At 68.3% G+C, this 24,856-nt stretch carries 22 protein-coding genes; 1 reads left to right on the top strand and 21 read right to left on the bottom strand.

Going from position 1 to position 24,856, the window contains the following annotated elements:
* Nucleotides 1-15: 15 nt before the first annotated feature.
* From ABD134_RS09785 to ABD134_RS09685, 21 genes are all read right to left on the bottom strand, one after another.
* Nucleotides 16-1,374 (bottom strand): MATE family efflux transporter, encoded by a 1,359-nt coding sequence (locus tag ABD134_RS09785; protein WP_344229013.1) that lies wholly within the window; start codon nt 1,372-1,374, stop codon nt 16-18.
* Nucleotides 1,371-2,342, bottom strand: a complete 972-nt coding sequence (locus tag ABD134_RS09780; RefSeq protein WP_344229012.1) for a CPBP family intramembrane glutamic endopeptidase — start codon at nt 2,340-2,342, stop codon at nt 1,371-1,373. The genes ABD134_RS09785 and ABD134_RS09780 overlap by 4 nt, the downstream gene beginning before the upstream one ends.
* Complete coding sequence (locus tag ABD134_RS09775; RefSeq protein ID WP_344229011.1) at nt 2,339-4,279, bottom strand: bifunctional copper resistance protein CopD/cytochrome c oxidase assembly protein; 1,941 nt, start codon at nt 4,277-4,279, stop codon at nt 2,339-2,341. Before ABD134_RS09775 ends, ABD134_RS09780 begins: the two co-directional genes overlap by 4 nt.
* Nucleotides 4,276-4,749, bottom strand: coding sequence for a cupredoxin domain-containing protein (locus tag ABD134_RS09770; RefSeq protein ID WP_344229010.1), 474 nt, complete (start codon nt 4,747-4,749; stop codon nt 4,276-4,278). The genes ABD134_RS09775 and ABD134_RS09770 overlap by 4 nt, the downstream gene beginning before the upstream one ends.
* Nucleotides 4,746-5,681 (bottom strand): cytochrome c-type biogenesis protein CcmH, encoded by a 936-nt coding sequence (locus ABD134_RS09765; protein ID WP_344229009.1) that lies wholly within the window; start codon nt 5,679-5,681, stop codon nt 4,746-4,748. The genes ABD134_RS09770 and ABD134_RS09765 overlap by 4 nt, the downstream gene beginning before the upstream one ends.
* On the bottom strand, nt 5,678-6,211 hold the full coding sequence (locus ABD134_RS09760; RefSeq protein ID WP_344229008.1) for a TlpA family protein disulfide reductase: 534 nt from the start codon (nt 6,209-6,211) through the stop codon (nt 5,678-5,680). The genes ABD134_RS09765 and ABD134_RS09760 overlap by 4 nt, the downstream gene beginning before the upstream one ends.
* On the bottom strand, nt 6,208-8,253 hold the full coding sequence (locus ABD134_RS09755) for a heme lyase CcmF/NrfE family subunit (RefSeq protein WP_344229007.1): 2,046 nt from the start codon (nt 8,251-8,253) through the stop codon (nt 6,208-6,210). The genes ABD134_RS09760 and ABD134_RS09755 overlap by 4 nt, the downstream gene beginning before the upstream one ends.
* A complete protein-coding gene (locus ABD134_RS09750; RefSeq protein WP_344229006.1) occupies nt 8,250-8,666 on the bottom strand; it encodes a cytochrome c maturation protein CcmE in 417 nt (138 codons plus the stop codon). The genes ABD134_RS09755 and ABD134_RS09750 overlap by 4 nt, the downstream gene beginning before the upstream one ends.
* Entirely contained in the window at nt 8,663-9,376 is a 714-nt protein-coding gene (gene ccsA, locus ABD134_RS09745) for a cytochrome c biogenesis protein CcsA (RefSeq protein ID WP_344229005.1), read from the bottom strand. The genes ABD134_RS09750 and ccsA overlap by 4 nt, the downstream gene beginning before the upstream one ends.
* On the bottom strand, nt 9,373-9,759 hold the full coding sequence (locus tag ABD134_RS09740; RefSeq protein ID WP_344229004.1) for a c-type cytochrome: 387 nt from the start codon (nt 9,757-9,759) through the stop codon (nt 9,373-9,375). Before ABD134_RS09740 ends, ccsA begins: the two co-directional genes overlap by 4 nt.
* A complete protein-coding gene (locus ABD134_RS09735; protein ID WP_344229002.1) occupies nt 9,759-10,148 on the bottom strand; it encodes a hypothetical protein in 390 nt (129 codons plus the stop codon). Before ABD134_RS09735 ends, ABD134_RS09740 begins: the two co-directional genes overlap by 1 nt.
* 1 nt (nt 10,149) lies before the next feature.
* On the bottom strand, nt 10,150-12,657 hold the full coding sequence (gene ctaD, locus ABD134_RS09730; protein ID WP_344229001.1) for a cytochrome c oxidase subunit I: 2,508 nt from the start codon (nt 12,655-12,657) through the stop codon (nt 10,150-10,152).
* A gap of 3 nt (nt 12,658-12,660) precedes the next feature.
* Nucleotides 12,661-13,749, bottom strand: coding sequence for a cytochrome c oxidase subunit II (coxB, locus tag ABD134_RS09725; RefSeq protein WP_344228999.1), 1,089 nt, complete (start codon nt 13,747-13,749; stop codon nt 12,661-12,663).
* Nucleotides 13,746-14,174: a cupredoxin domain-containing protein gene (locus ABD134_RS09720; RefSeq protein ID WP_344228998.1), complete on the bottom strand. Its 429-nt coding sequence runs from the start codon at nt 14,172-14,174 to the stop codon at nt 13,746-13,748. The genes coxB and ABD134_RS09720 overlap by 4 nt, the downstream gene beginning before the upstream one ends.
* 49 nt (nt 14,175-14,223) lie before the next feature.
* On the bottom strand, nt 14,224-15,993 hold the full coding sequence (locus ABD134_RS09715) for a GMC family oxidoreductase (protein WP_344228997.1): 1,770 nt from the start codon (nt 15,991-15,993) through the stop codon (nt 14,224-14,226).
* Nucleotides 15,994-16,008: 15 nt separating this feature from the next.
* On the bottom strand, nt 16,009-16,995 hold the full coding sequence (locus ABD134_RS09710; protein WP_344228996.1) for a gluconate 2-dehydrogenase subunit 3 family protein: 987 nt from the start codon (nt 16,993-16,995) through the stop codon (nt 16,009-16,011).
* A 156-nt stretch (nt 16,996-17,151) separates the two neighbouring features.
* The gene (locus ABD134_RS09705) at nt 17,152-19,353 is read right to left on the bottom strand and encodes an ABC transporter ATP-binding protein (protein WP_344228995.1); all 2,202 of its coding nucleotides are present in this window, start codon (nt 19,351-19,353) and stop codon (nt 17,152-17,154) included.
* Entirely contained in the window at nt 19,350-21,107 is a 1,758-nt protein-coding gene (locus ABD134_RS09700) for an ABC transporter ATP-binding protein (protein WP_344228994.1), read from the bottom strand. The genes ABD134_RS09705 and ABD134_RS09700 overlap by 4 nt, the downstream gene beginning before the upstream one ends.
* Before the next feature lie 247 nt (nt 21,108-21,354).
* Nucleotides 21,355-22,218 carry a MerR family transcriptional regulator gene (locus ABD134_RS09695; RefSeq protein WP_344228993.1) on the bottom strand — a complete coding sequence of 288 codons (864 nt, stop codon included), beginning with the start codon at nt 22,216-22,218 and terminating at the stop codon, nt 21,355-21,357.
* Nucleotides 22,219-22,273: 55 nt separating this feature from the next.
* Complete coding sequence (locus ABD134_RS09690) at nt 22,274-23,215, bottom strand: MBL fold metallo-hydrolase (protein ID WP_344228991.1); 942 nt, start codon at nt 23,213-23,215, stop codon at nt 22,274-22,276.
* A complete protein-coding gene (locus tag ABD134_RS09685; RefSeq protein WP_344228989.1) occupies nt 23,212-24,306 on the bottom strand; it encodes a DNA-3-methyladenine glycosylase family protein in 1,095 nt (364 codons plus the stop codon). The genes ABD134_RS09690 and ABD134_RS09685 overlap by 4 nt, the downstream gene beginning before the upstream one ends.
* Nucleotides 24,307-24,352: 46 nt before the next feature.
* Here ABD134_RS09685 and ABD134_RS09680 point away from each other — a divergent pair, with 46 nt between their 5' ends.
* Nucleotides 24,353-24,844, top strand: coding sequence for an SRPBCC family protein (locus ABD134_RS09680; protein ID WP_344228987.1), 492 nt, complete (start codon nt 24,353-24,355; stop codon nt 24,842-24,844).
* The last annotated feature ends 12 nt before the right edge of the window (nt 24,845-24,856 follow it).

The raw sequence follows: 24,856 nt of genomic DNA, 5'->3' as shown, positions 1-24,856 counted from the left end.
TCTAGGTGGGCGCCGTCAACCGCCCGTCCGCATCCACGCATCGGACCGCGCCCGCAAGCCGAGGGTGAGCGCGCGGGCCCCCATGAAGATCCCCGCGAAGCCAGCCCACAACAGCGCCAGTTGGGCGCCGGCCTCGGGCACCTGACCGGTTCCGGCACCGGTGGCGAGCCACCCGAGTCCGGCGAGCGCCGGCAGGTACACCACCAGGTTCACCACGCCGGCCAGCGCCAGATAGCGGGCGTCGCCGGCTCCGATCAACACCCCGTCCAGGACGAAGACGTAACCGCTCAACGGCTGTGAGACGGCCAGGACGAGGAGTCCGGCAGTCGCGGCGGCCTGGACCGCGGGCTCCGGGGTGAACAGGGGTGGCAGCACCCACGCCAGGACGGCCAGCAGCAGTCCAGTGATGACACCGAACCATAGTGACCAGCGGACCATGGTGCTGGTCAGGGCGCGGGCCTCCTCCTTCCGGCCGGCCCCGAGCTCGCGGCCGATCAGGGCCTGGGCGGCGATGGCAAGGGCGTCCAGGGCGAAGGCCAGGGTCGAGTAGACCGTGAAGACGAGCTGGTGTGCGGCGAGCGTTGCCGTGCCGAGGCCGGTGGCCACCACCACCGTGAAGAGGATGGCGGCACGGAGGGTGGCCGTGCGCAACAGCAGCCAGGAGCCGACCTGTGCGGTGGCGCGCATGCCGGACCCGGACGGGGCCAGGTGAGTCCCGGCGCGGCGGAACCTCGGGTACAGCACGGCCAGGTAGACCACGAACATGGCCCACTGCACGGCCGAGGTGCCCATCGCAGAACCGGCCACCCCGAGGCCCGCGCCGTAGACCAGCGCGAAGTTCAGCCCGATGTTCGCGGCGAAGCCCACCCCGGCCACGAGCAGCGGGGTCTTGGTGTCCAGCAGCCCCCGCAGGATGCCGGTGGCGGCCAGCACGCCGAGCATCGCCGGGATCCCTGGCATGGACCACTGCAGGTAGGCCACCGCGTGGTCCCGCACCTCACCGTCGGCACCGATCAGTCCGGCCAGCGATGGAGCGGCAACCCAGCCGGCCACCGCCAGGACGGTGCCGAGCAGCAGGGCCAGACACACGCCGTCCCGCCCGCGGTCCATCGCCGCGCCCAGGTTGCCGGCACCCAGGAACCGGGACACGGCCGGCGTGGTGGAATAGGCCAGGAAGACCATCAGTCCGGTGACGGTGTGCAGCACCGTGGTGCCGACCCCGACGCCGGCCAGCTCGGCCACACCCAGGTGGCCGATGATCGCCGTGTCCGCGAGCAGGAACATCGGTTCGGCCAGCAGGGCGCCGAATGCGGGGACGGCGAGGGCCAGGATCTGCCGTGAGATCGGGCGGGCGTCCCGGGGTGCTGCGGTCACATGCCCTCGGGCAGCAGCGGCAGGAGCGTGTACGCCACGATGATGGAGACGAGGTTGTTGAAAACGTGCAGGATCGTGGCATATGCCAACGACTTGCCGGTCAGGACGTAGGCGATCGTGATGGCCGCAGCGAGCGTCAGGTACGGGATGACCTGGACGGGGTCGAAGTTGAAGCCGGTGCTGAGGAAGTGGATCAGGGCGAACAGCACCATGGAGATCACCACGCAGACCCAGACGTTGATCCAGCGGGAGAGCTTGCCGATCATCAGGTGCCGGAAGATGTACTCCTCCACGAACGGCGCCATGAACACGGTCACCAGCACCATGGGCAGGAACGCGACCTGGGTGGTCATCTCCTCGATGGCCAACTGGTTGGCACTCTTGATGGGCTGGCCCGCGGCCATCACCACGAGGGCGTTGACCATGATGCACACGAACCAGATCACCGGGATGAGCCCGATCTTGAGCCACCCGTACTGCTTGAACGTGCGGAACGAGGCGATGAACGGCTTCCAGCACGCGATCAGTGCCAGGACGGTGAGGACCGAGTAGGAGATCAGGTTGATGCTGAACGTGAACGAACCTTCGTTGAGCGTGCCGTCCGCCTCGGTGAACTGCTCCCGGAAACCCGGGATGAGCGTCACCAGCACAGCCGCGCCCAGGATGAAGATGAGGACATAGGCCAGCACCGTGACCAGGTCCATCCAGGTGGGCATGCCCGGGTCGAGGACGATCCGGTCCTGCGGGCGGCGGCCCGGCCACCCCGGCGGGACGGAACCCGGGCCGGCACCATGGGAAGCGGCTCCGGCCCCGGCGGGCTGGAGCTGGCCCTGCTGCGGCCGGCCGTAGTCCCGGCCCCGCTTCGGCCAGCCCGCCGGAATGGTCGGCTGGCCCTGCAGCGAGGACCCGTGACCGTGGGCGGGGCGGTGTGGCTCGTGCTGCGGTGCCTGCCGCGGGTCATCGGTCATGCGCCCATGCTATCGAGGCGCACGGTGTGTCCTCGTTTCCGCTGGGCGCGCTCATCGTGTGCCGTCCATCGCGTGGCGACGATCATGGCCAGGACCAGGGCCGGCAACTCGCCCATGGCCCAGGACACGGCACCACCGACCTGTTGGTCCGTCACGGGGTCTGTCCACGGCAGGTCCATCCCCGTGAAGAAGGCTCCGCCCAGGGGTGACGTGCTGCTGAGCAAGAACAGCCCGAAGAAGGTGTGGAAAACCATGGAGGGCAGCAGCAATGCCAGCCGTAGCGGGAAGAAGGGCCGCTGCGGGCCGGGGTCGGTGCCGATCACCATGTTGGTGAACAGATACCCCACGAGGAAGAAGTGCACCATCATCAAGACGTGGAGCACATGGCTCCGCATGGCCAGCTCGAACAGTGGGGTCAGGTAGAAGACCGCCATCGAGATGGGCACGTGGAGCGCGGCGACCACCGGATGGGCGAAGAACTGCGCCCACCGGGCGTGCAGGACCGCCAGCAGCAATTCCCGCGGTCCGCTCGTTCCGTCCTGTCGACGTGGAAGTGCTCTCAGGGCCAGGGTGAGGGGCGATCCGAGCACGATGAAGATCGGCAACATCGAGAGCAACATCATGTGCTGCATCATGTGCGCGCTGAACAGAACCCGGCCGTAGACACCGACCCCGCCGCTGGTCGTCCAGACCAACAGCGCCATGCCGAGGAGCCAGCACACCATGCGGACCGCCGGCCAGGCGTCACCACGACGCCGGAGCCGCATCGCCCAGGACAGGTAAACCCACGCCCCGGCACCCGCCAGGAGGAGGAAGAGCGGATCGAGACTCCACTGCGTGACCAGGCCGGCGAACCACGGCGCGGGCAACCCGGCCAGATCCGCGCCCTCCGTGATCCTGGCCTGCGGTATGGGCGGGGAGGAGGACCCCAGCGCGACGGAGACCCCCACCACCGCCGCCATGATGAGCACCTCTACGGCAGCCAGCCGCCAAAAGGGCCAGTTCGGGCGACCGGTGGCCGCGACGAGCGGGATCGTGGAACGCCGATGCCACCAGCCGGCGGCCGCCAGCGCGGTGAAGGCCAGGAGCTTCACCGTCAAGAGTCGACCCCAGGTCGTGGTCAGCAGCTGCCACGGACTCTCCAGTCGGATCCAGGCACTGGCAGCACCGGATAGGACGACCATCACCACCGCCCAGCCGGCGATCCTGGAGAACCGGGAGACCACCGGCCCGAGATAGTCCCTCGTGCCCAGCATCGCGAAGACCAGCACGGCCAGGGCCCCGGCCCACAGGCTGATTCCCACCAGGTGGAGCCACAGCGCCGAGACAGTGACTTCGTGGTCTCCGGCGCTGGAGGCGTGGCCGAGGCCGGCACGCGGGACCAGTGCCGCGCCGGCGGCGACGGCCGCCCAGCAGGCACCGGCCGACGTCGTGCTCATCACAGCCAGGGCTGCGGTCACGGCCGAGAGCACCACCGCCCAGGCCAGCGTCGCGCCGAGGTCGATGCCGGAGATGAACTGGACTACCAACGCCGGGTAGCCGGGTCCGCCGATGCCCGATCCCATGATGGAGGCATGGACGAGTACCAGGTGGACCGCCTGCGCGAGGGTCCAGGCGATGGCGGCGACGGCGCTGAGCTTGGCCGCACGTTGCCATGGTGGCTGGCCGGGCTGCAGGACGACGGCGCACAGCGTGAGGCCGCCGAGCGTCACCATGGCCGCCAGGTGCACCAGGGCGTTGATTAGGGGCAGCCCCCACCGCACCAGCGCGCCGGGGTCCACGAGTTGCCCGGACACCGCAACACCGCTGAGGAGGGTGGCGGTTGCGGCCGCCATGAGAGTGATGAGCAGGGCTGCCGCCAGGAGTGAGGCGGCCGGCCACCGCGCCGTTCCGGCAGACAGTTGGCGCCGGCTGCGCCGCAGGGCGATCTGGCTCATGGGGACTCCGCCACGGTGATCGTGGTGTGCATGCCCTGCGCGTGGTGTCCGACGAGCGTGCAGATCAATTCGAGCTCCTCACCGGCGGAGACAGTGATCGCCATGACATGCGTCTCGCCCGGGTCGAGCTCCGGCGATGCCCAAGAACCCTGTTCACCATGGATGACGACATCATGGCTGGCCCCTCCGGTGTTGGTCACCTCAACCAGCACCTCGCCGGGGATCAACCGTGCCCCACCGGTCTCGATGCTCCACTCAGTCAGACCCAGCCGCAGCTGATCGGTGTCCGCGGCAGGGGGTGCGGTCCAGGGCGGTGCGGCAGAGGGCGCGGGCACCGGTTCATCCGGTCCACACCCGACGAGGACTGATCCCAGAACCAGCGCCGAACCCAGCATCGCGGCCAGCACCGACAACGACGCCTGGGGCAGCACCGGTCCGCGACGCTCCCCACGAGCCGGGAACGGGGTCACGGCAGTGCCTCCGCCGGCACCTCGTCGAGCTGGCCCGCCAGGAAGGCTGTGACCTGGTCGACGGCGGGATGCTCCGGAGCCAACTGGACGAACTGCTGAAGCAGCGCGGAGGCCCGGTCGGGATCCTCACCGTGCACCAGGGCGCCGAGGAGCAACAGACTGGGAGCGTGGTCCTGCCGGACGTGCAGGGACTCCTCCAGGACCTCGCGTGCTGCCCCCGGATCATCGCTGCGGACGAGGGCGAAGGCATGCCGGTAGCGGACATCGGAGTCCAGGGGCCGCAGTCGCGTGGCGGCCGCGTACGCCTCGACAGCCTCGGCATCCTGCCCAACCTCCTCCAGGGCGCCCGCGAAGGCGATCCGCAACCCGGCGTTCCCGGGGGCATGGTCGACGGCGTCCCGCAACACTGCGACGGCATTGACCTGCGGTGGGTCCTCCTGCTTCAATCTCTGCGGGTCCGGCGTCGTCTGCGGAACCAACAGCCACACGCCCGCGAGCGAGGTGACCGCCAGGACCAGCAGTGCGGCCCACCACCGACGGCGCGTCGAGGTGCCGCCGACCAGGAGCACGACGACGGCGGCGGCGCCGACCAGCGCGAGGGGCGCGACCCATAGCACCCAGCCGTAGCCGCTGCGCGGCGGCGCCAGCAGGACCTGGTCCCCGTAGCGCTCGGCGAACCAGGCCCGGATCTCGTCCGCTGATCTGCCCTGCCTGACCTGCTGATCCACCGTCTGCCGCATTGCATCGGACAGCATCGCGGACGAATCGGCGATACTTTCCCCGGCGCAGGTCGGGCAACGCAGGGACTGGGAGACCTCGCGGGCCGTCTCCTCGGCCGACACCGGGGCAGGGTCCACCGCGGCCGACCACAGCCCCACGGCCGCGAAGATCCCGACGGCCACCATCACCACCCACGTCAGCGCCCGCCTCATGGTCCATCCCCCTCCGCCTCGGAGACATCGTGGACGAGCGGGGCGATGGTGGAGTCGATCCACTCCCGGTCGACCGCGCCGAACCGGTGTGCTGCGATGGTCCCGTCCCGGTCCACCACGAAGGTCTGCGGCATACCGCTCACACCCCACTCGACGGCGATGGTCCCCTCGGTATCGACCACGCTGGGGAAGGTCACTCCCGTTTCCGCCACGAGCCCCTGAGCGGCGTCGGGTTGGTCCCGGGTGTTGATCCCCAGCACGTGCAGGCCATCATCCCCGTGTGTAGCCAGGGCAGCTTCGAGGACGGGCATCTCGTCCCGGCACGGGCCACACCAGGAAGCCCAGGCGTTGACAACGACGACCTCCCCGGCAAGATCCTCGATGTCTTGGGGGTTCCCTTGGAGGTCGGGGCCAGACAATGGTGGAGCCTGCCGGGGGCCGTCGTCCGCGGTGCCCTCACAGCCGGCCAGGACGAGCGTCCCGATGACGGCTGTCAACACGATGCGCACCGATGGCCTGCGGCGAGTCATGCCCCTGCCTCGCTGGACCGTGTGGAGGTAACAGGGCGGTCCGGTGGCGGGATCGAGAGGACCGACGATGTGGCGCTCGCCCACTGTCCTGTCGGCTCGGGGTTTGACGACGTGAGCCGGCTTCCGGCTGCGGTACCGCGGCGGCGCGGCCACCCGGCGATGACGGCGCCCAGGATGATGATGCCGGCAGAAGCCCAGAGCCAGCTGACCAGGGGGTTGATCGCCAGGCGAAGGGTGACCAGCCCGGACGCCTCATCCACGTCCAGGAGGGTGACGTAGACGTCGCGCAGCAGCTCGCTGCGAATCTGCGGCCCCGCGAGCATCGTGCGCTCCGTTTCATACCAGCGAAGCTCCGGCTCGACGACGGTGACGAAGTTCTGCCCCTGGCCGAGCGCCACCTGGGCGGCCGCCACGCTGCGGCGTCCTTCGTCCCTGCCGTCGAGGCCGATCACGGTGACCGTGGTCTGTCCAGCTGTCACCGTCCCGCCGATCGGGACGCTCTCCTGGGTGACAGTGCCCAGGCCACCGCCGAGGACGGCCACGGCAGCCACGGCGATGCCTGTGTGCGCGACCCACGCGCCGATGGCCAGGCGGTCGCGCCGTCGTCGGTCCAAGGACACCACTGCGAGGCTGACGACAGCGAAGACGGCGAGGGCGGCACTCACGGCAAGCCACACCTCCGAGAAAACCAGGGCGACTGAGCCCAGGGCGGCGAGGCCGGCGAGCGCGGGCACGCGTATGCGGCGCGCCGTGGAGCGCCACGTCCCGCCACGCACTGGCAGCCAGGGACCGAGCACCATCACGACGAGGATGATGAATGCGAGCGGCGCCAGCGTCCGGTGGTACCAGGGCGGGCCCACCGACAGCCGTTCGCCCGTCAGGGCGAGCAGGATCGACGGGAGCGTCGTGCCGATCAACACCACGAGGGTGACGAGGACCAGCAGCACCCGGTTCGCCTGGAGCGCGGCGGTCCGGGACACGGGCGACGGCGTCACGGTGCTCCCCAGCTCGTGGCGGCGCCGGTGGACCAGCACCGCCCAAGGCACGAAGGCTGCCAGCACGATCCCCAGCAGCACCGGGCCCAGCGGCGACGTGCTGAAGGCGTGGATACTCTCCACGAAGCCGGACCGGGTCAGGAAGGTCGCCAGCAGTACGAGCACGAAGCTGACCCCGGCCAGCCCTGCAGCCCACAGGCGCCAGGGGCCGAGCCGGGACCGGGGAGCCACCACGTGCAACAGTGCGGTGGCGGTCAGCCAGGGCAGCAGGGAGGCGTTCTCCACGGGGTCCCAGGCCCAGTAGCCACCCCAGCCAAGGACGGCATAGGACCACCAGGCGCCCAAGGCGATCCCCGCGGTGAGCAGGATCCACGACGCCAGGGTCCACCGGCGCAACCGGCCCGCCCAGGCGGCATCCATCTCCCGGGTGGCCAAGCCGCCCAGCGCCAGCGCATAGGGAACGGCCAGGCCGAGGAAGCCGGCGTAGAGCAGCGGCGGGTGCACGCCCATGGCCACGTGGTCCTGCAGCAGCGGGCTGGGCCGGGCGGACACGGCGCTCTCGTCCACTGCAAACGGGGAGGCCATGAGGGCCACGACGGCAAAGGCCGCGGTGGCGATACTCAGGACCGATCCGACGACGCCACGGGTGCGCCCCGACGTGCCGGCGACGCCACGGACCGCCAGCGCGGAGACGGAGGCCAACACGAGCAGCCAGAGCAGCAGCGATCCCTCCAGCGCGGACCACAGCGCGGTAATGCGGTAGTAGACCGGCAATTCCGGCCCGGACACCATGGCCACAAAGTTCAAGCGCGTGTCATGGGATACCAAGGCGACCTCGACGATCACCACCGCGGCGACCGCAGCCGCCAGGGCCAGTCCGGTAGCCCACCGCCCGGCCCGCGCCCACTGGGTCCGGTGTCCCGCGCGGTTTTCTGACCTGCCTCCCCTGGGGGCGGCAACCGCCCGGGCAGCAGCGGCCCAGACGACGGCACCGGTCAGCGAGGCGGCCAGCACGAGGACCAACAGGACGGTACCCAGCAACATCATGGTGTCACCTCGCCAGGCGCACGGTACTCATTGGAGTGGCGCAGCACGATGTGGTCGGCAGCAACCACGCCGTCCTCGCCCATCGTTCCGTCAACGACCGCGCCCTCCCCCTCACGCACGACGTCTGGCAGTCGACCGGGGTAACTGACCGTGACATCCGTGGCCCCATCGGTGAGTGTCACGGTCGATTCCTCGACGGCCTCGACCACTGACCCCGGCATGACCATCCCACCCAGCCGCACTGAATCCCCCGGTCGCGTGGTTCCCACCAGTTCGCTGGGTGTCCGGAAATAGGACATGCCCTCGTCAGCAGCCGCCACGCCGAGTCCGGCCAGGCCGGCACAGGCGGCGAGCAGTACGCCTAGCCGCACTGTCCGCGGGGTGATCCATGAGGGCCTGGGCTGATCGGTCATCGGCGCAGCAACTCCCGTCCGGGAGCGGGCGCTGACGTCTTCGGCTCGGGCAGGGAAGCGCCCCGTGCGGCCGCCTCCCGCAGTATCACAGCGCGATATCCCACGGCCCACGCCGTCAGAAGGGTGAAGCCGAGCAGGGCCGCGGCCAGGGCGACGGCCATGAGCGCGTCGATGGGCGGGCTCAGGCTCGGAGCCAGGATCGTCGGCGGCTGGTGCAGGGTCCGCCACCACAGGACCGAGAAGTGGACGAGCGGGACGGTGAGAAATCCGGCGATGCCGATGACGGAGCCCAGCTGGCGGCCGCGGCGGGTCCGGACCAGCCCGCTCACCGCTAGGTAGACCACGTACACCAGTCCCATAGCGACGGTGGTGATGACGCGCGCGTCCCAGGCCCACCAGGTTCCCCACGTCAAGGCGCCCCAGAGACTGCCGGTGAGCAGGGTCAGGACGGTCAGGAGGACGCCGGCCTCGGCCGCGGCTCGGGCCATGGCCCACGGCCGCTCATTGCGGACGAACAGGTGCCGGAGGCTGGCCACGAGGACGGCTCCGAAGCAGAGGAAGGCACTCCAGGCGGCGGGCACGTGCAGGTACATCAGCCGCTGCGCCTCACCCTGGACGGCATCGGCCGGGACAACGAGCAGCGCGAACGGGAGAGTGAGGACGCAGACGATCAATCCGGCCGCCAGCACCTTCTGCTGCCCCGGACTCATTGGTCGTAGAGGTAGGCGGCGATGTCCCGGGCGTCTTGCTGGGTGACCCCCATGTTCGGCATCGCCGTGCCCGGCACGATCTCTTGCGGGTTCTGTAGCCATCGGATGAGCTCCTCGGGGCGGTTGGGCAATTGGCCGGCGATGTAGATCTGGTCATCGAATCCAGTGAGGTCGGGGCCGATGGTCCGGGAGATACTCTCGACTCCCGGAATGGTGTGGCAGGAGGCGCAGCCGTACTCGATGATCGCCGCACTTCCGGCTTCCGGATCTCCTCCCGGTACCGGGCCGGAACCGTCCGCGCCGCCGGGCCCGCCATCACAGGCGGCCACACACATTGCGGTGGCGATTGCAGCCGCGGCCATGGCGACTTTTCGGGCTTTCATCAGCAGACCTCCAGGACGAGGGGCATGGCCATGATCAGCACGATGCCGAAGCCGAACAGGATGGCGAGGGCACACCCGCTGAGTCCCAGGAATGACAGGAGCGGTGCCCCCGCGCGACGTCCATGACGAAGCGCCCGCGCACTGAAGAGGCCGCTGACGACGGTGATCAGCAGCAACACGGCGTTCATCACCAGCAGCACCACGAACAGGGCCCGCTCCGGGGCTGGTGCCCCCGCTGTTACCGACGCGGTGCACGTGAAGTCCTGCACCAGCCAGGACAGGCCCAGTGAGGCAAGCCAAGCGATCGGCGGAATCAGGAGGGGGAGGACGGCCTGCCAGGTCCCGCGCGTCGTCTCGTCCGGCTGGTGCAGGAAGGTGGGAGTCGGCATCTCAGATCACCGCCACCGGAAGCAGGTCCGTGGCGACCCAGCTCAGGACCCAGGTGATCAGGACGGCGACCCACACAATGGCCGCGTTCTGCAGCAGCAATGCTGGCCGCAGGTCACGCGCCTGCCGCACCCTGGAGAACACCGCGGCGGCCGTGGCTCCCACCGCGAACAGCACCGCCAGTGCCTGGGTGCACAACAGCAGCATCACGGAGGAGTCGTAGGCATGAGCGGTCGGTTCCTTGTCAGTTTGCGCCCAGATCGTCAGGAGGAGCGCCAGAATCACGACGCCGGCCACCAGAGCGATCCCGGCGGTCACCAGATGCGTTCGCCGGGACCCGGCGGGCGCGTGTTGCGCCATGCCGTGGCGCGCCCCCTGGCGGCACGCCAGCAGTCCCACGATCGCACACAGTCCCACGGCCGCGGTCGGCACGGGGACACCGAGCGGGTCCTGCGGCCAATTACCTGCGTTGACCTGGAGGAAGAGTGCACTCAACACGATGGTCGCCATCCCGACCGCGAGCACGGCCACCAGGCACCAGGCCGCCCACCAGCCGATCGCCCGGGGCCCTCGGGCCTCGATGGGATAGCGTCCTCCCACCGGAACGGTGGAGGCCTCGTCGTTGTCGCTCTCCACCGTTCGCGCCCAGCCCAGTAGGCCGAGGGCAACGACCGCGATGCCCAGGAAGGCGATGGGGTATATCTCGAGCAACAACCCGAGGGCGATGATGAGGAGCCCTCCGGCAGGCAGCAACGGCCAGACGGTCGGGGACGCCAACCGCATCGCCCCGTCCGGCGATGCCGTGAGCACCGTGGTCAGCGGCGAGACCCGGACCATGGCCGGCCGGTGGTCGAAGGCGTCCCGCATGCTCCGCTGGGACTCGGTGATGTCCTGCTCCGGCGCCCACAGCGGGTGACGGTCCGTGACGACCGGGATCGAGGGCCAGTTCGAGGAGGATGCCGGCGACTCCGTCGCCCATTCCAAGGTGTCTCCACCCCAGGGATCCCGCGGCGCGCGGCGGCCACGCTGCCACGCGTACACCAGCGCCACCGAGAAGGTCAGGACTCCGGCGGCCATCACGAACGCCCCGATGGTGGAGAGGAGGTTCACCACATCAACGCCCATGTACGCGTCATAGGTGTACACCCGGCGCGGCAGACCCCACAGGCCTGTGAGGTGCATGGGGAAGAACGTCAGATGGAAGCCCAGGAAGATCGCCGCGAAACTGGCATACCCCGCCATATCGTTGACCATGCGACCAGTGAACTTCGGCCACCAGTGGTACAGGGCAGCGAAGACCGGGAAGAGCAGGCCGCCGATGATCACGTAGTGGAAGTGCGCCACGACGAAGTACGTGTCGTGGACCTGGGAATCGAACGAGGCCGATGCCACCATGACCCCGGTGATCCCTCCGGCCACGAAGGTGACGATGAAGCCCAGGGCGAAGAGCATGGGCACGGTGAATTTCGGCCGGCCGGACCACAGCGTGGAGATCCAGGCGAAGATCTGGACTCCGCTCGCCAGTGAGATCGACATGCTCGCCGCCGTGAAGAAGGTCAGCGTCAGCGGCGGCAATCCCGTCACATACATGTGGTGGACCCAGAGACCCAGGCTCATGATGGCCGTCACGATGACCGCGACCACCACGAACGGGTAGGCGACCAGTCGGTGACGGGCGTGGATGGGGATGACGTGACTCATGATGGCCGCGCCGGGCAGGAACATCACATAGACCTCGGGATGGCCGAAGATCCAGAACAGATGCTGCCAGAGGAGTGGATCTCCGCCGGCCTCCTGGTTGAAGAAGGCGGTGCCCATTGACCGGTCGAATTCCAGCAGCAGAGAGGCGACGATCAACGGCACGAAGGCCACGATGATTAGGACCGCCACCGAGAGCATGGTCCAGGCGAAAATCGGCATCTTGTCCAGAGACATTCCGGGCGCCCGGGTCTTGAGCACGGAGACGATGATCTCGATGGCCGCGCCGACGGCGGCGATCTCGGCCAGGGTCAGACCGAACAGCCAGATGTCCATCGACTTGTCGGCGAATTCGGGACCGCTGAGGGGTACGTACGCGAACCATCCGGCATCCGGGACGAGGTCGACCAGGAAACTGCCGTACAGCAGCAGCCCGCCGAACAGGTAGCACCAGTAATTGAACACGTTGTACCGCGGAAACGGCATGTCCCGGGCCCCGATCTGCAGCGGAAGCAGATAGGTGGCCAACCCCTCGATGAAGGGTATGGCGAAGAGGAACATCATCGTGGTGCCGTGCATGGTGAAGAGCTCGTTGTAGCTCTCGGCGCTGAGGAAGTCGTTCTGCGGCTGGGCCAGCTGCGTGCGCATCAGCATGGCTTCAAGGCCGCCGATCAGGAAAAACGCGAACGCGGTGATCATGTACCGGGTGCCAACCACCTTGTGCTGCACACTGGTGAAGAAGCCCCGGAGACCGGGCGGCTTGTCATAGATGCGCTCGAACTCTTCAGCGCTGATCACCATGTCCTGAGCCATGAGCTACTCCAGACTTTCTAGGTAGGCCAGCAGAGCCTGCAGCTCATCACCATCCAGGTCGGTTCCGGGCATCTCGTTCCCGGGCTTGATCGCCTGGGGGTCGACGACCCATGCGGCCAGATTGCCGGGATTGTTCGGCAGCGTTCCGGCCGCCAGCGTGTCCCGGCTGGCGAGGTGGGTGAGGTCGGGCCCCTCGCGCCCCTGCGCCTCCGTCCCGGAGATCGCATGGCAGTACACGCAGGAGGAGGACATGAACACCTCGCGACCCCGTGCCACCAGTTCAGCGTCCTGGTCAGCCGGTCTCTCCTCGGGGTCGATGCCGGGCTCACCAGTCGGATCCGGCGTCGGCGGCTCTGCTGCATGCTGCGTCTGCGCCTCGAGCCACCCCTCGAACTCGGCCGGCTCATGGACGACCACGATGAAGCGCATGAGCGCGTGCTGCATGCCGCAGTACTCCGCGCACTGCCCCCAATACGTCCCCGGCTCGTCCGTCTCGAGCCACATGTTCGTGGCCCGGCCAGGGACCATGTCCGTCTTCCCGCTGAGTTCGGGGACCCAGACGCTGTGGACGACGTCGTCCGAGCTGAGTTCCAGGCGAACCCGTTCGCCGGTCGGGATATGGATCTCGTTGGCGGTGACGACGCCGTGTTCCGGGTACTCGACCTCCCACCAGTACTGGTGACCGGTGACCGTGATGGTCGTGCCGTCTACTTCTTGTCCGGGATCCGTCTCCTGCAGCACCCACACCGACTGCACCGTAATTCCGACGATGATCACGGCGGGAATCACCGCGCCGGCCAGGGCCACGAAGAGGACGGAGCCCCGGCCCCCACCTTCACCTCGGCGGTCGTCGGCGCCTGCGCTGTCCCTCCGACGGCGGCGCACCAGCGTGGCCACCATCATGGCGACGACGATGACCCACACCGCGGCTCCAGTCCACAGCATGGTCTGCCAGTGCACGTCGATGGCCTCCGCACTGCGTCCCACCGGGTTGAGCGGGGACTGCTGTTCCTCGGCAGCGGCGCAACCACCCAGCAAGACCGCCCCGGTCGCCGCCGCGATCAGGGGGAGAACCGTGCGGCGTCCGATCATGGCTGCTCCACCCGGATCGTCCCCACCATCTGCTCCTCGTCTCCGTGGTACTCACACTCGTAGTAGTGCTCTCCCGGGACCTCGAAGACGTGGGCGAACGCCTCGCCCTCCAGCAAGCGTCCAGAGTCGAACTCTGCCGCGCCGCCGGGAACGGGCTGCTGACCGGGCAGGAGATCTCCGCCACTGGTCACCGTGTGCGCTCGTGGCTCGCTGTTCGTCCACCGCACCTCGGTGCCGGGAGCCACGATGAGGGTGGCCGGCGAGAAGCCGTTCTCGGTAATCTCCACCACGGCGACCTCGGGGCCCCCGGGGGTGGCACACCCGGCCAGCAGCAGCGCGGCAACAGCCACGGGGACGAGCGTCAGGAGGGGGCTTCGCGGTCTGGCGCCGACCATGACGGCGTCGACCGAGTCGTGTTGCCTCATCGTGCCTCCCCTGATCTGGCCCATCTGCCGCCGTCGTCTTCCTTCTGCGCTAGACGAGCAACTCCCCGGGCGCGTCGAAGTACCGGTCACGGATCGCCTCGGCGGTGCGGAACGCGAGGGCCCCCACGGTCCCGGTGGGGTTGGCACCGGGATTCTGCGGGTACAGCGCCGCACCGGTCACGAAGACGTTGGGTGTGTCCCAGACCTGGCCGTAGCTGTTGGTGACGCTGTCGCCCGGGCCGGTGCCCATGATCGCCCCTCCGGTAGGGTGCGTGCTCTGGTACTGGTCGATCCGGTAATCGCCGAGTTCACGTTCCACGACAACCTCGTCGGCTCCCATCGCCTGGACGATCTCTTCGGAGCGGTCGGCGAGGAAGCGGTGCATATTGCGTTCGTTGTCCCGAAAATCGAAGGTGATTCGGAGCATGGGCAGTCCCCACTCGTCCTTGTAGGTGGGGTCGAGATCCAGGAAATTGCCCTCGTAGGCCGGGCTCCAGCCCTCGTAGCTGAGCTCGCCGACGCTGTCCCAAGACTGTGCCAACATGGCCTTCCAACCCGCCCCCCATTCCCGGTCGGCGAAGCCCTCGAGCAGACCATCGATCGAACTGACCGGCTCGCGCTGTCCCCCCTCGGACTGGAGGCGCGCACCACCGATGAAGTCGAGATCCCCGTGGTCGAAGTTGTCGCTGTTGAAGTCGTGGATCTGGGCATTGGTGCATCCGTTGCCGGTGAACAGGTTGAACTTCCGGTTCCGCCACAGCCCGCGGACCGGCGCCTGGTTGATCTGGTAGGTGTAATTGCGTCCGACCATTCCCTGATCGTTGCCGATGCCCTCCGGATGGGCGTTGCTGCGGGCCAGCAAGAGGTTTCGCACGTTCTCGAGGGTGAACGCCGAGCACACCACGATCTCGGCCGGTTGGAAGTGCTCGCGGCCGCGCGAATCCACGTAGCGCACGCCCGTGGCCCGGCCATCGTCAGCGGTGTCGATACCCAGCACCCGGCTGTCCGTGCGCACCTCATAGCGTCCGGTGGCCAGCGCCGGAGGAAGCCAGGTGGTCAACGGACTGGTTTTCGCACCGACCTCGCAGCCATAGCGGGTGCAGAATCCGCAGTACAGGCAGGCGGATCGAACGTTTCCATATGGGTCGGTCCAGCCCCGTGAGAGGATGCCGGCCGGCGTCGGGAAGGGATGCAGGCCGAGGTCTCGGCAGGCCTCCATGTACAGCTCGCCGAAGGCCGTCCGCTCCAACGGCGGGTTCGGGTACGGCCGCTTGCGCGGCCCCTCGAAGGGATTGCCTCCGGGAAGGATCCGGCCGTCCAAGTTGCCCGCTTTTCCGGAGACCCCCATGTCGTACTCCAGGGCGTCGTAGTAGGGCTCCAGGTCGCCATAGTCGATCGGCCAATCCTGGATCGTCATCTCGGCGGGGATGCGGTCGCGTCCGTACCGTTCCTCGTTGACGCTCCGGACGTGGAAGTCGTCGGGCAGGAATCGCCAGGTCAGCGCGGTCCAGTGCACCATCGCACCACCTAGCCCCTGCCCTGGGTGAAAGCTGCCGTACTGCCGGTAGGGCAGTGACGGAGCGTTGGCGTTCGGCCGCCACGTCCACGTGGAGCGGTTCAGGTCCTGCATCAGGGCGTAACGGTTGTTGAACCGAAGACTGTCGTGATTATGGGCAAAGTCGGGATACGTCCATTGCGCCGGACCCTGCTCGATGGACACCATGCGGTGACTCGTGCTGGGGAGGATCCGGGCTGCGAGGATCGAGGCCGTCATGCCGCCGCCAATGGTCACGATGTCGACCGGGTCGTGTGTTCTCATGGCCCTCCTGACCGCTCAGTGGCTGTGCACGCCGTCGCGCGGCTGTTCGAGGGCCTCACGGCCGGCACCGGCGCGGTCCGGGTTCATCGGAATGAGGCCCTCCATGGACGTCGGTTGTTTGTCGGTACCGTGCATCATCTCCTGCGGTGAATAGGAACGCTGGGCCCCAGGCCAACCGATCAGCAGCCAGCCCGCCAGATTGCGGTTGCCGCCGTACGCGGGATCGGAGAACATCCCCTCGATCGTGTCGATGCGTACCGTGTTGAAGAACGAGCCCGGGTCGGCATCGCCGAACAGGTCCTCCGCCTGGTCCATCTGGGCCTCCGACGGTCCGCTGCTCCCCGTGTCCTCACCGGCATCGGCCCCGGGGTCCGCACCGCTTCCGCCCCCCTCGCTGCGCTGCCGCACCCCGTCGAGCACCATGAGGAGTTCATCTTGCTGGCTGGCATCGAGATCGGCGAACATCGACCCGGATCGGGTCTGGGCCAGGCGGTCTATCCCGGCGAGTCCGAGGCCATAGAGCTCCTGGGGCCCGAGCTCCGCCTGATAGCCATAGCGGTACAGCTGATCCTCGGGCACCGGTACAGACTCGGGGTCGGCGGGCGGCTCCTCGCCGTCCTCGTAGCCCTGCGCGAAAGGGCCGTGCCGGTACGTGGGCTCGGCAAAGGCCTCGAACGCGTCCAGTTTGCGGTCGATGTAGAAGGGCACGCCAGCCTGGAGGGCACCCGGGTCGGCATCGTCCCCTGGGATGATTCGCGCGACCATCGCTTCGATCGTCCGTGACTGCTCCTCCGTGAAGAACGTGTACTCCTCAGCGCCGAGGTCGCCCGGCGGTGTGGGCTCCCGGTCAGGTGCGAGGATGCTTTGCTCGTCGGGGATCTCCCGCTCGCTCGTCGGCGTACAGCCGGCGAGCGAGAGGCCACCCACGGCCAAGGGGAGGGTGAACAGGGAACGGCGGGGAATCGTGGCTCCGAGAAAGGTGCGTTCTTGACCCTGATTCATTGTCGGCCCCCTGACGCCGGCATCGTGATGACCGTGCGGTTCACCTGATCAGTGCGTGACAGCTTCTGTGCTTGCGGGCGACGCTAACACACAGGAAATTTTAAGGTTAGCCCCACTCTTCGCTCAGGAATCGACTCGATGACGGACCTGACATCCTCAGGTCTGGATGCCCTTCGGCGGGTTGACACCGTCCTCCGACTCAGCGAGGAGGGGAAGCGGTCCAGTCGCCACGGGAACGGGAGATTCTCCGGCCGACACGGGTTGGGCGTCCACCAGCGGGATGGCACCGGTACCCACGGAGACCGCCGCCTCCTCCGCGTCCAGGTCCACACCCTGGGTGAACTGGGACATGTACAGCCGGTAGTAGGCGCCCTCGGCGGCGAGCAGCTGCTCGTGCGAGCCCTGTTCCACGATGTCCCCGTGCTCCATCACCAGGATCACGTCCGCATCGCGGATGGTGGACAGCCGGTGCGCGATCACGAAGGACGTCCGGTCCGAGCGCAGGGCCGCCATGGCCTCCTGGACGAGCACCTCGGTGCGGGTGTCCACGGAGGAGGTGGCCTCGTCCAGGATCAACAGCGCGGGATCGGCGAGGAAGGCGCGGGCGATCGTGATGAGCTGGCGCTCACCTGCGGAGATGTTGGCCCCCTCCGCCTCGATCACCGTGTCATAGCCGTCCGGCAGCGTGTGCACGAAGCGGTCCACGAAGGTGGCCTTCGCCGCGGCCACCACTTCCTCATCCGTGGCGTCGAGCCGACCGTAGCGGATGTTCTCCCGGATGGTCCCGCCGAAGAGCACGGCATCCTGCAGCACCATGCCGATCTGGCCGCGGAGCACCCCTCGGTCCAGGGTGGCGATGTCCACGCCGTCGAGCCGGATCTGACCGCCGTCGATCTCGTAGAACCGCATGATGAGGTTGACCAGGGTGGTCTTGCCCGCACCGGTGGGGCCGACGATGGCGACGGTCTCCCCGGGGTGGGCATCCAGGGACAGGTCCGTGATGAGCGGCTTCTCCGGGGTGTAGGAGAACTGCACGTGATCGAACTCCACCCGGCCGTGCACCGGCTGGGCGAGCTGCCCGGGCTGCTTGCCGTCCGGGTCCAGGGTGCCGTCCTCGGCCTGGTCGGAGAGGTCCTCCTCCTGCTCGTCGGCGTCCAGCAGCTCGAAGATCCGCTCGGCTGAGGCCACGCCGGAGATGAGCATGTTGGCCATACCGGCCATCTCGCCCAGCGGGGCGTTGAACTCGCGGGAGTACTGAATGAAAGCAGTGACCTGACCCAGGGACATCTGCCCGGTGGCCACCCGCAGTCCGCCGACCACCGCGATGCCCACGTACCCCAGGTACGTCACCCACTGCATGATCGGCATGATCATGCCGGAGTAGAACTGAGCCCGGAAGGAAGCCTCGTAGAGGTCCTCGTTGCGCTCGTCGAAGCGCTCGCGCATGGACTCCTGGCGGCCGAACACGGTCACCAGCTCGTGCCCGGTAAAGGACTCCTCGATGTGCCCGTTGAGCCGCCCGGTGTTCTTCCACTGGGCGGTGAACAGCTTCTGCGACTTCGAGCCGATGAGGCCCACCACGATCCCGGCGATCGGCAAGGCGACCAGGGCGATGAGCGCCAGCTGCCAGGACAGCACGAACATCATGATGGTGATGCCGATGATGGTCATGACCGCGTAGAACAGGGACGCGAAGGCCTGCTGCATGGCGGTCTGCACGTTGTCCACGTCATTGGTGGTCCGGGACAGCAGGTCCCCGCGCTGGCGCGTGTCGAAGTAGCTCAGGGGCAGGCGATTGACCTTGGCCTCGATCTGCTGGCGGATCCGGTAGACCACGCGCATCACGATCTCATTGAGGACGAAGCCCTGGAGCCAGTCGAACAGGGACGCCACCACGTACATGCCCAGCACGATCGCCAACATCCGCGAGAGCGTGGTGAAGTCGATGCCGTCGCCCAACCAGCCGTCGAAGATCACGTCCATGGCCTGGCCGAGGATGGCCGGAGCCCAGACGGTCAGGATGGTCGAGATGGCGCCGAAGACGAACACCATCACCACCCCGAACTTGTGGTCCTTCAGGGTGCCGAAGAGCCGCCCGAGGGAGGGCCAGAAGGACTTGGCCTTGCGCGGAGCGGAACCCTCACCCCACTCGCCGGTCCCCACGCTGTCCTGCAGCTCGGCGATCTCCTCCTCGGAGACGACGTCGGCTGCGGCACCCTCGTCCTTCGAGGCACCTGAGGCGGTGGACCGGAAGGCGGTGGACCGGTACGCGGGACGCTGGACCTTCGGGAAGAGATCCTCCGGACGGCCGGTTCGCTGGCTGGACTGGGTGCCGTTGCTGCTCTCGCCCGTGCTCATGCCACTTCCTCCGCGCTGATCTGGGAGTCCACGATCTCCCGGTAGGTCTCCGAGGTGTCGAGGAGTTCCTGGTGGGTGCCTCGGCCGACGACCCGGCCCTCCTCCAGCACGATGATCTGGTCCGCCTCCGTGATGCTGGAGACGCGCTGGGCCACCATGATCGTGGTGGCTCCCTCGGTGTAACCGGTCAGAGCTGAACGCAGCCGCGCGTCCGTGGTGACATCCAGGGCGGAGAAGGAGTCGTCGAACAGGTAGATGCGGGGCTTCGCCACCAGGGCCCGGGCGATGCACAGGCGCTGACGCTGGCCGCCGGAGACATTGGTGCCGCCCTGGGAGATGGCCGAATCCAGGCCGGATGCGGCGCTTTCGCCCTCGCCGGTGGTCCGGTCCCGGACGAACTCGGTGGCCTGGGCGGTGTCCAGGGCCGCCCAGAGCTCGGGCTCGGCGGCCTCCGGTTTGCCGAAGCGGAGGTTGTCCGCCACGGAACCGGAGAACAGGAACGGCTTCTGGGGAACGAACCCCACGGCCTCGGTGAGGGAGGCCCTGGACATCTCCGCCACGGGCACACCGTCAATCAGCACGGTGCCGCCGGTGGAGTCGTAGAGCCGGGGGACGAGGTTGATCAGGGTGGTCTTGCCGGAGCCGGTGGACCCGATGATCGCAGTGGTCTGGCCGGCCTCGGCGGTGAAGGAGACGCCGTCCACGATGGGCGCCTCGGCTCCCGGGTAAGCGAAGGACACGTTGCGGAACTCGACCGTGCCGTCCTTGCGTTGCGGCTCGATGGAGTACTCCGGCTCCTGGACGGAACCGGTGGTGGTCAGCACCTCGCCGATGCGGCGGGCGGTGATGATCGCGCGCGGGAACATCATGAACATGAACGTGCCCATCATGACGGCCATGAGGATCTGCAGCAGGTACTGCATGAACGCGGTCAGGGCGCCGACCTCCACGAGTCCGTCGTCCACGCGGTGGCCACCGAACCACAGCACGGCGGCGGTGGCCAGGTGCAGCACCATCGTGATGAGCGGCCCCATCAGGATGAACAGCCGACCGATGTTCACGGAGGTCTTGGTCAGCGTGGCGTTGGCGCCCGTGAAGCGCGCCGTCTCGTGGCGCTCCCGCACGAAGGCCCGGACCACACGGATGCCCATGATCTGCTCGCGCATCACGCCGTTGACGTCGTCGATGTTCGTCTGCATCCGCTCGAACAGCGGCATCAGCCGCCGAACCAGCAGGCCCACGATCACCAGCAACACCGGGACGGAGACCCACACGAGCCAGGACAGGCCCGGATCCTCCTGGATGGCCATCACGATGCCGCCGATGGACATGATGGGGACCATGACCATGAAGTTCAGGGCCATCAGGACGACCATCTGCACCTGCTGCACGTCATTCGTGCCGCGGGTGATCAGGGTGGGGGCACCGAAGCGGCCCATCTCCTCGGCGGAGAAGTGGTCCACCCGGGTGTAGATGGCCTGGCGGATGTCCCGTCCGATCGACATGGACATGCGTGCGCCGAACCAGACCGCTGCGATGGCGGTGATGACCTGGACCAGGGCGACCGCCAGCATGACGGCGCCCACACGCCAGATGTATTCGGTATCGCCCGTGGCGATACCGTTGTCGATGATGTCAGCGTTGAGACTGGGCAGGTACAGCGTGGCCAGGGTGGCGGCCAGCTGGAGCACCAGGACGGCCACGACATGGCGCCAGTACGGCTTGCCGTAGTGCCGGACGAGTTTCCACAGCATGGGGTTCGCTTCCGGATCGTTCCGCCCACCTGCCGATCAGGCAGGAGGGATGTTGATGATGGGACCGCTTCCGGGCAGGGGGATGCCGCTGTGACCGACAGGGCGTGGACGGCGGGATCGCGGAGCCGAAAATGGTCCACCGATATCATGCCCGAAGATCGCTGGAGATGGGCGTCTCTCTGCTGACAGTGAAACCACCGAGCAGAATTGGAGAACTCTCTTGCAGGTCCCGGTGGTGAGCGGCTGACTACCGCGCCGTCCGGTCCGCATTGGCGTGGATGGCGTCCCGGAGGTACTGCGCCAACCCGGGCCGCAGGTCCTCATAGGTCTTCATGAACCGAGGATCCTGCACGTACATGTCCCCGAGGTTCCGATGGAACTCCCCGTCGATCGGGAAGAACCAGTGGTCCATGTGCTCGCGGATGGCCTCGGCCGCGGCCATGGCCTGCTCCGAGCCGGCCGGCAGACCGGCGTCCATCGCGTCCAGGATCAGCTGGTTGTTCTCCTCGGTCTCAGCGCTGATCCTGGCCCAGTCCTCCTGCGTGTACGCCGCCGTCCGGCGTTGTGACTCCTTCCAGGCCTCGGTCTGACCCCAACGGTCCTCGGCCTCGGCCTGATATTCCTCGAAGTGCTCCGTGTAGGAGTCCCCGAAGAGCTCGCGCATCTCGTCTTCGTTCAAGTCGATGTCCTTCATGTCCTTCTCCAGTGCAGTGTCCAACGCGGCCAGCAGCCGCGTGAGTTCGGTGATCTTCTCCTCGACCAGCTCGCGCTGGCGTTCCAGGGCCCGACGCCGGCCGGCGGGCCGGGTGCCCCGCGCACCCGGGTGCGTGCCGTCGTCGGGTGTGGGCCCCTCTGCGAGCGCTGCGGCGATGTCCTCCAGCCCCAGTCCCAGCCGCCGGTAGGCGACCACCTGCTGCAGTCGCTCGAGGTCGGCAGGGGCGTACAGCCGGTAGCCCACCGAGGAGCGGGCGGCCGGGGAGACCAGCCCGATCTCGTCATAGTGGTGCAGGGTGCGCACAGTGACGCCCGTGGCGGAGGCGGTCTCCCCGACCGTCATCAGTGCGATCTCCGGATGGGCGCCAGGCCGCGTCCACTGCTTCTCGTTCTTCATGGCTCCTACTGAACAGCCTCACGTGGCGTCAGGGTCAACCGCCCTCATCAGGGGGTCACGTCAGGTGGTCCATCCGGCCCTCCGCCCAGTCGGCATGCCGCCCCGCGGACCGGTGCACCACCGCGGAGGCATCGGAGGAGATCACCCCGGAGAAATTGTCATAGAGCCGCTCGTAGTCATACCGGTCCAGGTGGCCGGCGATCCGCTGGGCCACGGCCCCGGACAGCGGCAGGTAGTTCGGGAACGAGCGCATGAACGTGGCCCACTTCCGGTCCCGGGCCACGCCCACGGTGTCCCCGGCCAGCAGCACTCCCGCCCCGTCCTGGCCGGTGAAGTGCACCACCACGCTGCCGGGGAAGTGGCCACCGGGCTGGGAGGCGGTCACGTGTGAGCCGGACAGTCCGGGCAGCGGCGTCAAGGAGCCGGACCACACGATGGTGTTCGCCGGCCGCCGGGCCAGCCAGCCGGCGTCGGGCTCGGAGATGTAGACGGGCGCCGGGCCGCTCGCCCCTCCACAGGCCTCGGCCCAGGCGGACTGGGCGCCGTACATGTGCGGATGGGAGGCGATGATCCCCGCCAGCCCGCCCAGACCCTTCACGGTATCCACGGCGACGCGGTCGATGTACGCGGGAACGTCCACCATGAGGTTCCCGACCTCGGTGATCACGATCTTGGCATGCTGGCCGATCCCGACGCCGCCGCTCACGCGCACAGTCCACAGGTTCGGTTCCAGCTCGGCCACCTCAGTGCTCGCGCCCGACGTGCGGAGCTCACCGACCGTGGTCCAGCGCTGCCCGTCAGCCGGAACCCACTGCCGGTCGTCCGTGCAGATGGCGCATACGGACGGCAGGGCTTCGTCGATGGCGCCCGCCTGCTCGACCCCACAGGTGGCGCACAAGACGAGGCCGTCCCAGGCGGCGTGGTCGGTCGTGCCCGCGTCGATGGCGTCCCGGTCGATGGCCTCCTGGTCGATCGCGTCGCGGTTCAGGTCCGTCATGGAGCGCTCCTTCGTGGTCGGCCGTCCCCTCCCATGGTGGCGCGACGGCCCGCCGGCTGCCAGAGGTGCATGGCGGCATAGGACCGCCAGGGTGACCAGTCAGTGGCCCGGACAGCAAGGGACCGGTGCGCCGCAGCCCCGGTGAGGCCCGGCTCCAGCAGCCCCGCGGCCCGCGCTCCGGCCAGCAGCGCCACATCGCCGTCGAGCCAGGCATCCGGTTCCCGCAGTACACGCATTGCCACGTAGGCCGCGGTCCACGGTCCGATGCGCGGCCGGGCCAGCAGCTCCCGGCGCAGCACGTCCGGCTCGACCCCGGCGTGCACGGTCAGTTCACCGTCGGCCAGCGCACGGCTGGTGCCGACGACGGCCCGGACGGCCTGGCCTGGCAGCCTCAGGGGTCGCTCAGGGTCAGGTCTCTCACCGGAGACCGGCTCGGGCACCCCGGAGGCGATCTGGGCAGCCGTCGGGAAGTGCCGGTGCAGTTGGGACAAGAGCGACCCTTCATCCGGGCATTCGCCGGACAGGCGCATCGGCGGGAGGCCGGGAGGGAGACTGGACGGAAAGCTGATTCGGTGGCCGGGAGCAGCGTAGGGGGTGCCGAGCGCCCCGGCCAGCCGCCCGAGATGGGTGCGGGCGGCGGCGACCGAGATCTGCTGACCCACCAGGGCTCGGACGACGAGTTCGTGGGGGTCCACCGCCCCCGGGACCCTGATGCCCGGGATGCACTGCACGAAGAGAGCCAGGGCCGGGTCGGCGGCCAGCGCGCCATCCACCTCCATTGGATCCGTATCCACATCGAACAGCGCCCGGATGGCGTCGAGCGCCGGGACCTGGTCCGCGGCGGAGCTCAGGTGCAGCCTCGCCCGCAGCACCCACCTCCGGTTCTCCGTGCGGGTGGCGACGACCAGGACCGACGCCGGTCCGCCCGGCAGTGTCAGGGTGCGGGCGTACCGGAGATCCTCGGGCCGCGTCAGGTCGGCGGCCTCGACACCCGCGACGGCGCGGACCGCCAGGAACCGGAAGATCCCTGGGGCGTCGTACGGCGCGGTGACAGGCACCTCCACCTCGAACTCGGCTGGGGAGACGTCCATGGGTGGACCCTATCGCCACGCCGGTCGGAGGCGGTATCTTCACCGCATGACTGAGTCAGCGGGCTCTTCCGCCACCGATCTCACCGAGCTGTCCTTCACCGTGACCGGGCGGATCGCCAGGCCAGTGGTGGAGACCTATGAGGCAGTGGCGGACCCGGACCGGCTCTCGCGGTACTTCACCACCGGCGGAGCTCAGGGCCGGCTGGAGTCCGGCACCGAGGTGACATGGGACTTCGCCGACTTCCCCGGGGCGTTCCCGGTTGAGGTGGTCGAGGCCTCCGCGCCGCAACGGATCGTCCTGCGGTGGGACGGCGAGTCGGCCGTGGATGAGTCCGGGATGACCACGGTGACGTTCACGTTCTCCCCGCTGGACGGGGACACCCGCACGCTGGTCTCGATCACGGAGTCCGCCTGGCATCCCACCCAGGACGGCGCGCGCAACGCATTCGGCAATTGCATGGGCTGGACCGGAATGCTGGCGGCCCTGAAGGCCTGGGTGGAACACGGGATCAATCTGCGGGACGGGTTCTACAGCTGATCCCCGTCGCCT

This window comes from Citricoccus alkalitolerans (assembly GCF_039528175.1).
Taxonomy (GTDB): Bacteria; Actinomycetota; Actinomycetes; order Actinomycetales; family Micrococcaceae; genus Citricoccus; species Citricoccus alkalitolerans.
Note: the sequence above shows the minus strand (reverse complement) of the source record. Positions and strands in the feature narration are given on the sequence as shown.